Below are 13839 nucleotides of genomic sequence, written 5' to 3'. Positions count from 1 at the left end.
CGATGCTGCGGCTCTTCCGCGCGCCTCGGCTGCTCGCCGCGGTGGCGTGCGGAATGGTGGCCGAACTCAGCGCCGTGGGCCTGATGGCGTTGGCGGCCTGGCTGATCGCCCGCGCCGCGGAGCAGCCCGCGCTGTCCGCGCTGAGCCTGGCGATCGTCGGCGTCCGAGCCTGCGCGCTGGCGCGCGGCACGTTCCGCTACCTGGAGCGGCTCGCCGGGCACGACGCAGCGCTGCGCGTGGTCGCCGAGCTCCGGCCGAAGGTGTTCCGGTCGAGGCTCGGGCGACCGCCGTTGCGCGACGGTGACGCGCTGGCGCGCCTGATCGCCGACGTGGACAGCGTGCAGGAGTTGCTGCTGCGCTGCCTGTCACCAGCGGCGATAGCCCTCGTCGTGGGCGCTTCGTCGGCGCTGGTGTGCCTCGCGGTCGCCCCGGCGGCCGGGTCGGTGCTGGTCGCGGGCCTGCTGCTGGCTGGTGTGGTGGTGCCGCTGCTCGCGGTGCCGATGACGGGCAGGAATCTGGCTGCGGCAGCGGAGGATCGTGCGCTGCTCGCGGTGGCCAGTGCGGATCTCGTCGACGGCGCAAGGGAATTGGCCGCGTTCAACGCCACCGCCGGGGCGACGGCCCGAGCCGGGGAGCACACCGCGCGGATCGTCCGCCGCGAGCGGGCTTCCGCCCGGGCGGCCGGCTTCCTGACCGCGGCCGGGATCGCGGTCCAGGGCCTGACCGCGGTGGGCGCGGCGTGGCTCGCGCTGCTCGACGGCCGTCAGCAGGTCACGGCCGCAGTGGTGGGATTCCTGGCGCTGGCGGCATTCGAGCCGGTTCTGCCGCTCATCGAAGCCGCGCGCAAGTACGCCGAACACCGTCCGGCGTTGCGGCGGGTCGCCGAGCTGGTGACCGTCGCGCCGAAGCCGGATCCGCAGGCGAACGCGGGAAGGCTCGCCCTCCACGACGTGTCGGTGCACTACGCGGCTCCGGCGCTGCGCGGTATCGACCTGGTCATCGAGCCGGGCCGGACGGTTGCGATCGTCGGCGCCAGCGGGGCGGGCAAGAGCACCGCGCTCGGAGTCCTGGCCGGGCTGGTCGAGCCGTCGACCGGGCGGGTCGAGCGCCCGGAAACCCGTGCGGTGACCCAGGACGCGCACGTCTTCGACACCACCATCCGGGAGAACCTGCGGCTGGCCGCACCGGATGCCACCGATGAGCAGCTGGCACGCGCCTCGGCGCAGGCCGGACTGCTCGGCTGGATCCGCGGCCTGCCTGCGGGCTTCGACACGTTCGTCGGGGAGAGTGGCCAGGACATCTCGGGCGGCCAACGGCAGCGCCTGCTGCTGGCCCGGGCGCTGCTTGCCGACCCGCCGGTGCTGCTCCTGGACGAACCGGGTGAATCCCTGGAGACCGGGCTGGCGGACGAACTGCTCGCCGGTGTCCTGCGCGCGCGATCCGGCCGCACGACGGTCGTCGTCACGCACCGGCTGGCCTGCCTGCCGGAGTTCGACGAGGTGCTCGTCCTGGATCGCGGCCGGATCGTGCAACGCGGCCCGCACGACGAACTGGTGGCCGTCCCCGGCCCCTACCTCGATCTCTGGGAGGCGGAGCTGCTCGTCGGCGCCCGGTGATCATTTGGTTGAAACATTGACTGAATTGTCGCCGCGGCGCAGGATGATCGTTCACCGAAGCCGGGAAGAGGGGTGCAGCCGCGTTGACCCAGCAACGTCCAGCGGGCTTCTTCGCCGACCGCACGATCGGCGGGCTCGCCGACGCACTGCGCGCCGGCGAGGTGACCGCGGTCGAACTGGCCCGGGCCGCCTTGGCGTCCATCGGAGAACTCGACGGCGAGCTCAACGCCTTCGTGACCGTCGACCGCGACGGCGCGCTGAAGGCCGCCGAGAAGGCCGACGCCGAGCTGGCCGAAGGCGTCGACCGGGGACCGCTGCACGGGATCCCGGTGGCGGTGAAGGACATCATCGACGTCGTCGGCCTGCCCACGACCATGGGGTCGGCGCACTTCGCGGCGAATGTCTCCACATCGGACGCCGAGTGCGTGCAGCGGCTGCGCGACGGCGGCGCGGTGCTGGTCGGCAAGACCACGACGCACGAGTTCGCGTTCGGGGCCAGCGGTGACAGCTCGCACCACGGGCCGTCCCGCAACCCGCACGACCCGAGCCGGGTCACGGGCGGGTCCAGCGGCGGCAGCGGGGCCGCGGTCGCGGCCGGGATGGTGCCGCTGGCGCTGGGCACCGATACCGGCGGCTCGGTGCGCATCCCGGCGGCGATGTGCGGCGTGGTGGGCTTCAAACCGGCGTTCAACGCGATTCCGACCGGCGGCGTGTTCCCGCTGTCGCAGTCGCTGGACCACGTCGGCGTGCTGGCCAGGACCCCGCAGGACTGCCGGACCGGCTACCGGGTGCTGGCCGGGCTGCGCAACACCGTCAGCCGCGAAGCGGGGGAGGCCGCGAGCATCGGCTGGATCGACCCGGGCACGCTGCACCCGACTGATCCGGACGTCACGCGGACCGCCCGCGCCGCCCTGGACCTCGACGGCCTAGAGGTGCGGGACGTCGAGCTGAGCGACCCGGCCGTCCTGCACAAGGCCTTCGCGGGCATCCAGTACAGCGAGGCGTACGCGATCCACGCCGAACGCGTGGCGCAGAACCCGCAGCTGTTCACGCCGGACGTCCTGGAACGGCTGGAAGAAGCCGCGAAGACCGCGGGCTGGCAGCACGTGCGGGCAGTCGCGGCCCGTGACCGGTGGCGCGCCGAGATCGACGGCCTGCTCACCCGCGTCGACCTGCTGGCGCTGCCGACGACCTGCGTCGTCGCGCCCGCCATCGGTCAGCGCGAGATCGAGATCGACGGCGCCGCCGAGACGGTCCGCGGCGCCCTGGTGTCGCTGACCAAGACGTGGAACGTGGCGGGCATCCCGGCGGTCTCGGTCCCGGCCGGCACCGTCGGCGACCTCCCGGTCGGCGTCCAGTTGGCCTGCCGACCCGGGCACGAAGACCTCTTGCTTGCCGTCGCGGCCAGGATCACCGACGCCGCACGATGACCGCCAGGCGCGGTTTCGCGAGGACCGACTGAACCGTCGGTCTCCCGCGAAACCGGCGCCGGCCGGTCAGCCCTGCACAGCGGTCGCGACGGCCTTGCCGAGGTCCTCGGTGGTGGCCTTGCCGCCGAGGTCCGGGGTGCGCGGCGCCGACGCGTTGGTCAGGACCTGCTCGATCGCGCGGACCACGTCGGCCCCGGCCTCCGGCAGGCCGAGGTGGTCCAGCATCATCGCCGCGGACCAGATCTGGCCGATCGGGTTGGCGATGCCCCGGCCCGCGATGTCCGGCGCCGAGCCGTGCACCGGCTCGAACGTCGACGGGTAGTCGCGCTCCGGGTTGATGTTGCCCGACGGCGCGACCCCGATCGTGCCGGTCACGCCGGGCCCGAGATCGGAGAGGATGTCGCCGAAGAGGTTGCTGGCGACCACCACGTCGAAGCGCTCCGGCGTCATCACGAACCGCGCGCACAGGATGTCGATGTGGTCCTGGTCGACGGTGATGTCCGGGTACTCGGCGGAGATGGCCGCGAACCGCTCGTCCCAGTACGGCATCGAGTAGTAGATGCCGTTGGACTTCGTCGCCGAGGTGACGTGCGGCTTGCCGAGCTTGCGGGCCAGTTCGAAGGCGTAGCGCATGATGCGGTCGGTGCCGCGCCTGGTGAACGCGGCGGTCTGCAGCACCATCTCGTTCGGGGTGCCCTCGCCCTGCCGCCCGCCGAGCTGGGAGTACTCGCCCTCGGTGTTCTCCCGGACCACCCAGAAGTCGATGTCGCCGGGCTCCTTGTCGCGCACCGGCGGCGTCACGCCCGGCAGCAGCCGCACCAGGCGCAGGTTGACGTACTGGTCGAACTCGCGGCGGATCGGCAGCAGCAGCCCCCACAGCGAGATGTGGTCGGGCACGCCGGGCCAGCCGACCGCGCCGAGCAGGATCGAGTCGTGGTCGCGCAGCCGGTCCAGCCCGTCGGCGGGCATCATGCGGCCGGTGCTGCGGTAGGTCTCGCAGCTCCAGTCGAAGTGCCGGAAGTCGAACCGCACCCCGTACTTCGCGCCGATCACCTCGAGCACCCGCAACGCTTCCGGCATGACCTCGTTGCCGATCCCGTCACCGGGCAGGACCGCCACTTCGTACTGCTGCAATCTGCACCTCGCGCCTCTCGGAGAACCGTTCCAGTCGCCATCTAACGCCGCGGGCCCGCCCGCGGCCAAGACCCCGGGGCGAATCGCCGGTGGCGCTCCGGCCCGGCACCGGCTACCAAGGACGGCGTGGATGCGACACGGGCATTGCGCGAAATCGCGTTCTGGCTGGAGCGCGAGGGCGCGCCGACCTACCGGGTGCGGGCGTTCCGGCGCGCCGCCGCGGTCGTCGACGACCTCCCGGACCTGGACCAGCGGGTGGCGTCCGGGCGGCTGACCGCGCTGGAGGGCATCGGCAAGACCACCGCCGCCGTCATCGAGGCCGCGCACCGCGGCGAGATCCCGGACTACCTGGCGCGCCTGCGGTCCGAAGTGGACCTTCCCGAGCACGGGCAGCGGCTGCGCGCGGCGCTGCGCGGCGACTGCCACACCCATTCCGACTGGTCCGACGGTGGTAGCCCGATCACCGAGATGGCCATCACCGCGCGGGAGCTCGGGCACGAGTGGATGGTGCTCACCGACCACTCGCCCCGGCTGACGGTGGCCCGCGGCCTGTCCGCCGACCGGCTGCGCCAGCAGCTGGAGGTGGTCGCGGAGCTCAACGAGCGCCTCGCGCCGTTTCGCATCCTCACCGGCATCGAGGTCGACATCCTGTCGGCCGGCGAGCTGGACCAGGACGAGGACCTGCTCGCCGAGCTGGACGTCGTGGTGGCCAGCGTGCACTCCGACCTGCGGATGGCCGCGCCGGCCATGACGCGGCGGATGTGCGCGGCGGTGGCCGACCCGCACGTGGACGTGCTGGGCCACTGCACCGGGCGGCTGATCGGCGACAGGAAGCGGCCGCAGTCCACTTTCGACGCGGTGGCGGTGTTCGAGGCGTGCCGGGACAACGGCGTCGCGGTCGAGATCAACTCCCGGCCGGACCGGCTGGACCCGCCGCGCGAGCTGATCCGGCTCGCCCGCGACATCGGCTGCGCGTTCAGCATCGACTCCGACGCGCACGCCCCGGGCCAGCTGGACTGGCTGGCCTACGGATGCGCGCGGGCCGAGGAGTGCGAGGTGCCCGCCGACCGCGTGATCAACGCGCTCCCGGCCGAGGACCTGCTGGCCCGGCGGTGAGCCGAGCGCACTACGATCCCCGCCGGATCGCTCCGCAGCTGATCACGCATGGTATTTGAAAGTTCAAATACTGTCCGGGTATGCTGATCGGGTGACCGAAACCCGATGGCTGACCGACACCCAGCAGTGCGCCTGGCGGAAGTTCGCCGCCCTGATGACCGTCGTCCCGGCCGCGCTGGACAACCAGCTGCAACGGGACGCCGGCCTGACCCACTTCGGCTACTGGGTGCTGGCGATGCTCAGCGAGCACCCGGAACGCGCGCTGCGGATGAGCGAACTCGCGGCCCGGTCCAACGCCTCGCCGTCCCGGGTGTCGCACGTGGTCGCCCGTCTGGAGCAGCAGGGCTGGGTGCGGCGGCAGCGCGCGTGCTCCGACGGTCGCGGCAACGTCGCGGAGCTCACCGAAGCCGGCTACGAGAAGCTCGTCGCCTCGGCCCCCGGCCACGTGGAGAAGGTCCGCGACCTGATCTTCGACGGCCTCTCCGAGGCCCAGGTGCGCCAGCTCGACGAGCTCTGCGCCGCCATGCTCGCGCACCTGGACCCCGAGGGGAACCTCACCACCGCGCCGCCGCAACGGGACTGAAAACCCTCACGCCGCCTCGTCGGTGTCGTCCTGCTGCGCGAACTGGGTGCGGTAGAGCTCGGTGTACAGGCCGCCGCGGGCCAGCAGCTCGGTGTGCGTGCCCTGCTCCGCGATGCGCCCGCCGGAGACCACCAGGATCCGGTCCGCTTCCCGGATCGTGGCCAGCCGGTGCGCGATGACCAGCGCCGTTCGCCCGGACAGCGCGGTCTTCAGCGCCTGCTGCACCGCCGCCTCGGACTCCGAGTCCAGGTGCGCGGTCGCCTCGTCCAGCACGACGATCGGCGGCGCCTTCAGCAGCAGCCGCGCGATCGCCAGCCGCTGCTTCTCGCCGCCGGAGAGCCGGTAGCCGCGGTCGCCGACCACCGTGTCCAGCCCGTCCGGCAGCGACGCGACGAGGTGCCCGAGCTGCGCCGTCCGCAGGGCTTCGGTCAGCTCCTCGTCGGTCGCGTCGGGCCGGGCGAAGGTGAGGTTGGCGCGGATCGAGTCGTGGAACAGGTGCGAGTCCTGGGTGACCACGCCGACCGTCGAGTACAGCGAGGCCAGCGTCGCGTCGCGGACGTCCACGCCGCCGATGCGCACCGCTCCGGAATCCGCGTCGTAGAGCCGCCCGGCCAGGTTGGTGATGGTCGTCTTGCCCGCGCCGGAGTGGCCGACCAGCGCGATCGTCTGGCCCGGCGCGGCGCGGAACGAGATGTCGTGCAGGACGTCGTGCGCGGGCGCGTTGTCCTGCCGCGCCACCGATTCCAGCGACGCCAGCGAAACCTCGCTGGACGCCGGGTAGCGGAACGACACCGCGTCGAACTCGACGTCGGCAGCCCCGGCGGGCAGCGGCTTCGCGGCCGGCTTCTCCTGGATCATCGGCCGCAGGTCCAGCACCTCGAAGACGCGGTCGAAGCTGACCAGCGCGGTCATCACGTCGACGTGCACGTTGGACAGCGCGGTCAGCGGCCCGTACAGGCGGCTGAGCAGCGTTGCCAGCGCCACCAGGGTGCCCAGCTCGAAGGCCCCGGTGAGCACCAGCCCGCCGCCGAGCCCGTAGACAACCGCGGTGGCCAGCGACGCCAGCAGCGTCAGCGCGACGAAGAACACCCGGCTGTACATCGCCGACACCACGCCCATGTCGCGCACCCGCACCGCCCGCCGCGAGAACCGCTCGGACTCCTCGTCGGCGCGGCCGTAGAGCTTGGCCAGCATCGCCCCGGCGACGCCGAAGCGCTCGGTCATCAGCGAGCTCATCTCGGCGTCCACCTTCATCTGCTCCCGGGTGACCCGCTGCAGCCGCCGCCCGATCCACCGCACCGGCAGCAGGAACAGCGGCAGCATCGCCAGCGCGATCAGGGTGATCTGCCAGGACAGGGTGAACATGGTGGCCAGCACCAGCACCAGGCTCAGCACGTTGGACACCACCGACGACAACGTGCTGGTCAGGGCCCGTTGCGCGCCGATGACGTCGTTGTTGAGCCGGCTGACCAGCGCCCCGGTCTGCGCCCGCACGAAGAACGCCACCGGCATCCGCTGCACGTGGTCGAAGACCTCCGAACGCAGGTCGTAGATCAGCCCCTCGCCGAGCCGCGCGGAGTACCAGCGCTGCAGCAGCGACGTCGCGGCCTCCAGGAGCGCGACGCCGGCGACGGCCACCGCCAGCCAGACGATCACGCCCATGTTCTGCGGCACGATCCCGTCGTCGATGATCGCCTTGAACAGCAGCGGGTTGACGATGCCGAGCACCGCGGCGAACGCCACCAGCGCCAGGAAGGGCATGATGTCGCGGGTGTAGGGCCGGGCGTAGCGGAAGATGCGCCGGGCCAGCCCGGGCGAGAGGCGTTGCCGGGTCACGGATTCGTCACTGGCGAAGGAGCGCATCGTCTCCCATGTCACCGTCATGTTCGCAGTCCTCTTCAAGCGGTCCAACGCGGTCGAGCACCATCCTGAAACTTCGCGTTAAGTCGAAGTCAACGCCGCGGGACGAGCGTCGATTCCCGCGCGGGCGGGTCGGTCGGCGCAGTGCTGGACGGCTATCTTGAACAATGCTTCACGTACGTTACTCTGTGCGCTGGCTCGGACACGGTCCGAACTCGCGGGATTGACTGGTAGGCCGCTGCGTCGGACGGGAGCGACCGCGTGTTGATCAGCACTTCGGCCGGGGGTGGGCGTTGACGGTTTCCGGGCAGGATCCCGCGCGCATCCCGCTGCGCGTGGCGGACCGGTTCTTCCTGGCCGCGCACACCGGGGAACAGCGCCTTTCGCCCAGGATCGACGGCTCGCTGGTGGCGCTCGGCTGCGCCGGCGGGCTGCTGGCGGAGCTGATCCTCGAAGAGGAGGTCTCGGTGACGCCCAGCGTCCGGCCCAGCGGCAAGGGCCGCTGCCCGGACTTCCTGTCCTGGGCGATCCTGCGGGAGATCCGCGAGGAGTCCGGCCACGACGTGCGGACGTGGCTGGAGTACCTGAGCCAGACCGCCACCGAGAAGGTGCGCGCCCGGCTGACCATCACCGACGTGCTCCGGGAGGTGCCGGTGTCCGGCGGCTGGCGCGGCGGGTCGGCCGCGGCCTGGAGGCTCACCGACGACGGCGTGCGCAACCCGGAGGTGGACCTGGAAACGCTGTTCACCGGCGCCGAAACGGCCAGCGGCAGCGGCATGATCACCATCCCGGCCCGGCTCGCCGAGATCACCCTGGCGCTGCTGCTGCGGGAAACCGGCGTGCTGCGCCAGATCCGGCTCGCCAAGCACGTCACCAGGCAGGGCGAGTACCGGATGGAGTCCTGGGAGCCGCGCATCCCGGGCCCGCTGCGGACCCTGGTCAGCGAGGTGGGCGCCGCCCGTGGCCAGTCCGCGATAACCCCGAGGCACTGAGAGCGCAGAGGAGCGAGCGTTGCCACCGTCCAAAGTCTCCGCAGCCCTGGCCCGCGCCCGGCTGGGCGTGACGTCGATCGTGTTCTTCACCGTCGCCGCCGCGGCCCCGGAAACGGTGGTCGGAGGGGGTGCCGTCAGCGGGTTCGCGGTGTCCGGGGTGACCGGGATCCCGCTGGGCTACCTGGCGATCGCGCTGATCCTCGGGCTGTTCGCGATCGGCTACGTCACGATGTCGCAGCACGTGGAGAACGCCGGCGCGTTCTACGCCTACGTGGCCAAGGGGCTCGGCCGGGTGGCCGGCACCGCGGCCGGCGGCCTCGCGCTCGTCTCCTACCTGATGATCCTGGCCAGCCTGCTCGGCGGGTTCGGCGTCGGCGCGGCCGCCTTCGTGCAGCAGATCAGCGGCGCCGAGGTGTCGTGGTGGGTGCTCTCGGCCGCCGGCCTGGCGCTGATCGCGGTGCTCGGCATGCTGCGCATCGACGTCAACGGGCGGGTGCTGGGGGTGCTGCTGCTCGCCGAGGTGGCGATCATCCTGGTCTACGACGCGGCGTTCGTGTCCGCGCCGTCGGCCGCCGGCGTCGTGCTGGACACCCTCAACCCGGCCCAGCTGATGACCAGCGCCGCCGGGGTGATCCTGGTGATCGCCTTCACCGGTTTCATCGGGTTCGAGAACTCCACGGTGCTCGCTGAGGAGGCGAAGAACCCGCGCACGGTGATCTACGCGACCTACATCTCGCTGGTCGTCATCGGCGGCCTCTACTCGCTGTCGACCTGGGCGATGACGGTGGCCACCGGGCCGGACGCCATCGTCTCGCAGGCCGAGACCCATTCCACGGAACTGCTTTTCGTGCTCGCCGGGCAGCGGCTGCCGGGCGTGCTGGTGACCATCGGCTCGGCGCTGTACGTGACGAGCCTGTTCGCCGCGACGCTGTCGTTCCACCACGTCTGCGCCCGGTACTTCTTCGCGCTGGGCCGGGAAGGCGTCGGCCTGCGCTGGTGGGGGACGACCAGCTCCCGCACCTCGGCCCCGGCGGCGGGCTCGCTGACCACCACCGCGATCGTGGCCGTCGTGGTGGTGCTGGTGGCGGTCACCGGGCTGGACCCGATCACCTACCTGTTCTTCTGGGGTGCCTCGGTGGGCGCGCTCGGCGTCCTGACGCTGGTGCTGCTGACCTCGATCGCCGTCGTCGGCTACTTCATCCGCGAACGCGACCACGGGCACGGCCGGTGGCGGACCGCCGTCGCACCGGCGCTGGCCGCCGCGGTGCTCGCGGTGGTGCTGGTCCTGACGGTGACGTCGTTCGGCACCGTGCTCGGCGTGCCCGACGGCGACCCGGCCGCGTGGGCGCTGCCGCTGGGCTTCGTGGTCGTGCTGGCGCTCGGCGCGGGCTGGGGCGCGGTGCTGAAGCGGTTCCGGCCGGAGGCCTACGCGCGGATCGGGATGGGCGCCCGCGCCACCACCGTCCAGGCCGACGCGGAGCCCGCTGATGTCCACTGAGGACGTCCGGGTGCGCACGCTGCTGCGGGCGTTCGCCGACGACGCGTTCGCCCGGTGGCTGCTGCCGGACCCGGAGCACCGGCACCACGTGTACCGAGAGTGGTTCGTCATGGTCCTCGCGCAGGCCGGTGCGGCCGGGCGGGTGATCAGCGGCGCGGACGGCCTCGCGGTGCAGGTCTGGCTCGCGGCGCGCACCGGGCCGCCGAGCATGCTCGACGACGCCGACTCTCAGCGCCTGCTCGACCTGGCCGGGGACCGGGCGCACCGGTTCCGGGAGTTCGGCGCCCTGAGCGCGGAACGGCACCCGCGCGACCCCCACGAGTACCTGGCCCTGATCGGCGTCGACCCGGCGGTGCAGGGCACCGGCGTCGGAAGCCGGGAACTCAGCGGCGCCCTCCGCCGGTGGGACGCCGAGGGGATGCCGTCGTACCTGGAGGCCAGCAGCGCCCGGAGCCGGAACCTCTACCTGCGCCTGGGCTTCCAGGACCACGGCGACCCGACCGTCCTCCCCGGCGGCCCCAGCCTCTACCCGATGTGGCGTCCCGCGAGCTGACGCTCCCGATCAGGGCTGGTGGACGATCTCGCCCGCCTGGACGACCATGCGCAGCGGCTTGGTCAGGGCCGTGATGTCCGCCAGCGGATCGGTGTCCAGGACGATCAGGTCGGCGTGGGCGCCGGGGGAGAGCGTGCCGATCCGGCCGGGCATCCGCACCAGGTCGGCGGCCACCGCCGTCGCGGAGCGGATGATGTCCAGCGGCCGCTGCACCTCGGCGCGGATGCGGAACTCCTCGCTCTGGTAGCGCTGCATGCCGCCGAGCAGGTCGGTGCCGAAGGCGACGTTCACGCCGCCGCGCACCGCGCGATCCAGCGCGCCGAGCCCGCCTTCGAACACCTGCGCGACCTTCTCCCAACTGCCCTTCGGCAGGCCGTGGTCCATGCCTTCCCGCTGCAGCGCCCAGTACGTCACCAGCGTCGGAACCAGGAAGGCGCCGTTGTCGACGAGCAGCCGGACTCCCTCGTCGTCCAGCAGGTTCCCGTGCTCGACGCACCGCACCCCGGCCTCCAGCGCGCGGTTGATCGCCGCCGGCGGGTAGGCGTGCACGGTCACGTAGCGGCCGGCCGCGTTCGCCTCGTCGACGATCGCGCGCAGCTCGTCCATGGAGTACTGCGTCGAGTCGATGTGGTCGGCGGGGGAGGCGACCCCGCCGGAAGCCATCACCTTGATGTGGTGCGCGCCGCGGCGGAGCTCGTCCCGCGCGGCCAGCCGCACCCCGTCGACGCCGTCGGCGATGCGGCTGGAACCGCCGCAGAACGGGTGGTCGTCGTAGACGCGGACCCCGGCGGTGCGCTTGTCGCCGTGCCCGCCGGTCTGGCTCAGCGCCTTCCCGCCGAAGATCAGCCGCGGCCCGCGGATCAACCCGTCGACCTGCGCGGCGGCGAACCCGTAGTCCGCGCCGCCGACGTCGCGGACGGTGGTGAACCCGCGGTCCAGCATCGCGCCCATGTTGCGCACCGCCCCGGCCGCGATGTAGCTCGGCGACCAGCCGCGCAACGCCGTGGTGTCGGCGGTGATGCCCGCGACGTGCACGTGGGCGTCGATCAGCCCCGGCAGCACGTACCCGCCGCGCAGGTCGATCTCGGTCGCACCGGCCGGGCCGGTGGCGCGGCCACCGGACTCGGCGATCAGCCCGTCGGCGCAGACCAGGTCGGCTTCCCGGTAGTCACCGGTTTCGACGTCCAGCAGCCGGGCGTTGCGCAGTACCAGGGAGGTCACGAGCGTCCTTTCAGCATTTGATTGGAGACAGCGGGAATCCGGACGTACATGAGTCGGGGATCCCGGACCGAGGCGGCATCTGAGGTTCCGCTACTTGCACCGCTACGAGAAACGACACTGGAAGCGTCCTAGCGGACAGGGGCGCCGGGGCCGAGCGGAATTCCCAGCGCCCACCAGGCGAAGAACAGCAGGGTCCAGACCACGAGCATCGAGAACGCCAGCGGGATGGTCATCGACGCGAGGGTGCCGATGCCCGCGTTCCGCCGGTAGCGCTGGACGAATCCGAGCGCCATCACGAAATACGGGCTCATCGGGGTGATCACGTTCGTGCAGGAGTCGGCGATGCGGTACAGCGCCTGGGTCGTCTCCGGCGGGATGTCCAGCAGCATCAGCATCGGCACGAACACCGGCGCGACCAGCGCCCACTGCGCCGAACCGCTGGTGACCACCAGGTTGATCAGGCTGACCAGCACCAGGATGCCGAGGAAGATCAGCAGGCTGTGCGCGCCGAGGGACTTCAGCAGCGCCGCGCCGTGGATCGCGGTGACCTCGCCGATCTTGGTCCACTTGAAGTAGGCCAGGAACTGCGAGACGGCGAAGAACAGCATCAGGATCGGCGCGATGTCGCGCAGGCCCTGCGTCATCAGGTCCGGCACGTCCCGGCTGCGGCGGATCTCGCCGACCGCGATGCCGTAGGCGGTACCGGTGATCATGAACAGCAGCGACAGCACGATCGCGATGCCCGACAGCAGCGGCGAATCCAGCAGCGAACCGTCCGCTCCGCGCAGCGGCGAGCCGGTCGGGAGCGTCGCGACCACCAGCGCCGCGACGTAGACCAGCGCGGCGATGCCCGCGTTGCGCAGGCCGCGGCGCTGCTGCGGGGTGAGTTCGAGCGCCGAGTCGTCGTGCTCGACATCGGCGTCGTCCTCGCCGGTTTCCACCCGCCTGGCCAGGAACCCCTCGACCACCAGGGTGATCACGGCGGACAGCAGCACCGAGGAGACCGCGGAGAAGAAGTAGTTCGCCACCGGGCTGACGACGTACGCCGGGTCCAGCGTCCCGGCGGCCGCGGTGGTCAGCCCGGACAGGATGACGTCGGTCGGCGTGATCAGCGGGCTGGCGTCGGTGCCCGCCGAGATGGCCACCAGCGCCACCACGATGCCCAGCACCGGGCTGCGCCCGACCGCGCGGAAGACGATGGCGCCCAACGGGATCAGCACGATGTAGGCGGCATCGGAGGCGACGTGCGCGATCATGCCGGTGAACGCCAGCGCGAAGGTCACCCAGCGCCGGGGCACCCGGATCACCGCGGCCCGCAGCATCGTGGTCAGCAGGCCCGCCTTGTCGGCGACCGCGACGCCGATCATGGTGACCAGCGCGGTGCCCAGCGGCGGGAACGTCACGAAGTTCTCCACCACGCCGGAGACCGCGGTGCGGACGCCGTCGATGGAGATCAGGCTGCGGACCGCGACGGTCTTGCCGTCGGCGGGGGAGATCGCGGTGGCGCCGAGCGCGTGCAGCCCCCAGCTCAGTGCCGCCAGCACCGCGCTGAGGATGCCGAACAGCCAGAACGGGTGCGGCAGCACGTTTCCGGCACGTTCGATCCCCGAGAGGAAGCGGACCAGCACGCCGGTGGACCGGCTGGGGGTTCGGGCGGTGCCACGCACGCTGCGACCTCCTGGGGCGAGGGCCGGAGCGCGATCGGCCGCCGGCGAGGATGGCCGGAACGCTACGTGTCGATGGAACAATCAGTCAATGGCCAGCTTATGATCGATGTATTCATTCGGCGTGGTCGCCCGAGTGGGGATGATTCGTCCGAGGGGAGGTTGTCGTGTC

General features: G+C 71.9%; 11 protein-coding genes. 7 read left to right on the top strand and 4 right to left on the bottom strand.

Annotated features, from left to right (window positions below):
* Window positions 1-2 precede the first annotated feature (2 nt).
* Both cydC and E1288_RS11685 read left to right on the top strand, forming a co-directional pair.
* A complete protein-coding gene (gene cydC, locus E1288_RS11690; protein WP_132484381.1) occupies window positions 3-1616 on the top strand; it encodes a thiol reductant ABC exporter subunit CydC in 1614 nt (537 codons plus the stop codon).
* 83 nt (window positions 1617-1699) lie between these two features.
* Entirely contained in the window at window positions 1700-3046 is a 1347-nt protein-coding gene (locus E1288_RS11685; RefSeq protein WP_132484204.1) for an amidase, read from the top strand.
* Between the two features lie 66 nt (window positions 3047-3112).
* Here the strand turns inward: E1288_RS11685 and E1288_RS11680 are convergent, their stop codons facing one another.
* Window positions 3113-4180 carry a tartrate dehydrogenase gene (locus E1288_RS11680; protein ID WP_132484202.1) on the bottom strand — a complete coding sequence of 356 codons (1068 nt, stop codon included), beginning with the start codon at window positions 4178-4180 and terminating at the stop codon, window positions 3113-3115.
* 126 nt (window positions 4181-4306) lie between these two features.
* On the opposite strand from E1288_RS11680, the gene E1288_RS11675 reads away from it, so the two are divergent.
* Together E1288_RS11675 and E1288_RS11670 are read left to right on the top strand one after the other, a co-directional pair.
* Window positions 4307-5296 (top strand): PHP domain-containing protein, encoded by a 990-nt coding sequence (locus E1288_RS11675; protein ID WP_132484200.1) that lies wholly within the window; start codon window positions 4307-4309, stop codon window positions 5294-5296.
* Window positions 5297-5387: 91 nt separating this feature from the next.
* Window positions 5388-5879, top strand: a complete 492-nt coding sequence (locus E1288_RS11670) for a MarR family winged helix-turn-helix transcriptional regulator (protein ID WP_132484198.1) — start codon at window positions 5388-5390, stop codon at window positions 5877-5879.
* Between the two features lie 6 nt (window positions 5880-5885).
* Here E1288_RS11670 and E1288_RS11665 read toward each other — a convergent pair whose 3' ends face one another.
* The gene (locus E1288_RS11665) at window positions 5886-7763 is read right to left on the bottom strand and encodes an ABC transporter ATP-binding protein (RefSeq protein ID WP_132484196.1); all 1878 of its coding nucleotides are present in this window, start codon (window positions 7761-7763) and stop codon (window positions 5886-5888) included.
* 269 nt (window positions 7764-8032) lie between these two features.
* Between E1288_RS11665 and E1288_RS11660 the strand changes: the two genes are divergently transcribed.
* From E1288_RS11660 to E1288_RS11650, 3 genes are read left to right on the top strand one after another with little or no spacing between them, the layout of a single operon-like run.
* Window positions 8033-8731, top strand: coding sequence for a GPP34 family phosphoprotein (locus E1288_RS11660; protein WP_235883496.1), 699 nt, complete (start codon window positions 8033-8035; stop codon window positions 8729-8731).
* Between the two features lie 19 nt (window positions 8732-8750).
* Entirely contained in the window at window positions 8751-10229 is a 1479-nt protein-coding gene (locus E1288_RS11655) for an APC family permease (protein ID WP_132484194.1), read from the top strand.
* Entirely contained in the window at window positions 10219-10782 is a 564-nt protein-coding gene (locus tag E1288_RS11650) for a GNAT family N-acetyltransferase (RefSeq protein ID WP_132484192.1), read from the top strand. Before E1288_RS11655 ends, E1288_RS11650 begins: the two co-directional genes overlap by 11 nt.
* Before the next feature lie 9 nt (window positions 10783-10791).
* Here the strand turns inward: E1288_RS11650 and E1288_RS11645 are convergent, their stop codons facing one another.
* Together E1288_RS11645 and E1288_RS11640 are read right to left on the bottom strand one after the other, a co-directional pair.
* Window positions 10792-12003, bottom strand: a complete 1212-nt coding sequence (locus E1288_RS11645) for a metal-dependent hydrolase family protein (protein ID WP_132484190.1) — start codon at window positions 12001-12003, stop codon at window positions 10792-10794.
* Window positions 12004-12131: 128 nt separating this feature from the next.
* Window positions 12132-13670, bottom strand: coding sequence for an AbgT family transporter (locus E1288_RS11640; RefSeq protein ID WP_132484188.1), 1539 nt, complete (start codon window positions 13668-13670; stop codon window positions 12132-12134).
* Window positions 13671-13839 lie beyond the last annotated feature (169 nt).

The sequence above is a fragment of the Saccharopolyspora elongata genome (assembly GCF_004348985.1).
GTDB lineage: Bacteria > Actinomycetota > Actinomycetes > Mycobacteriales > Pseudonocardiaceae > Saccharopolyspora > Saccharopolyspora elongata.
The sequence above is the reverse complement of the archived record's forward strand: the minus strand, read 5'-3'. Positions and strand labels throughout refer to the sequence as shown.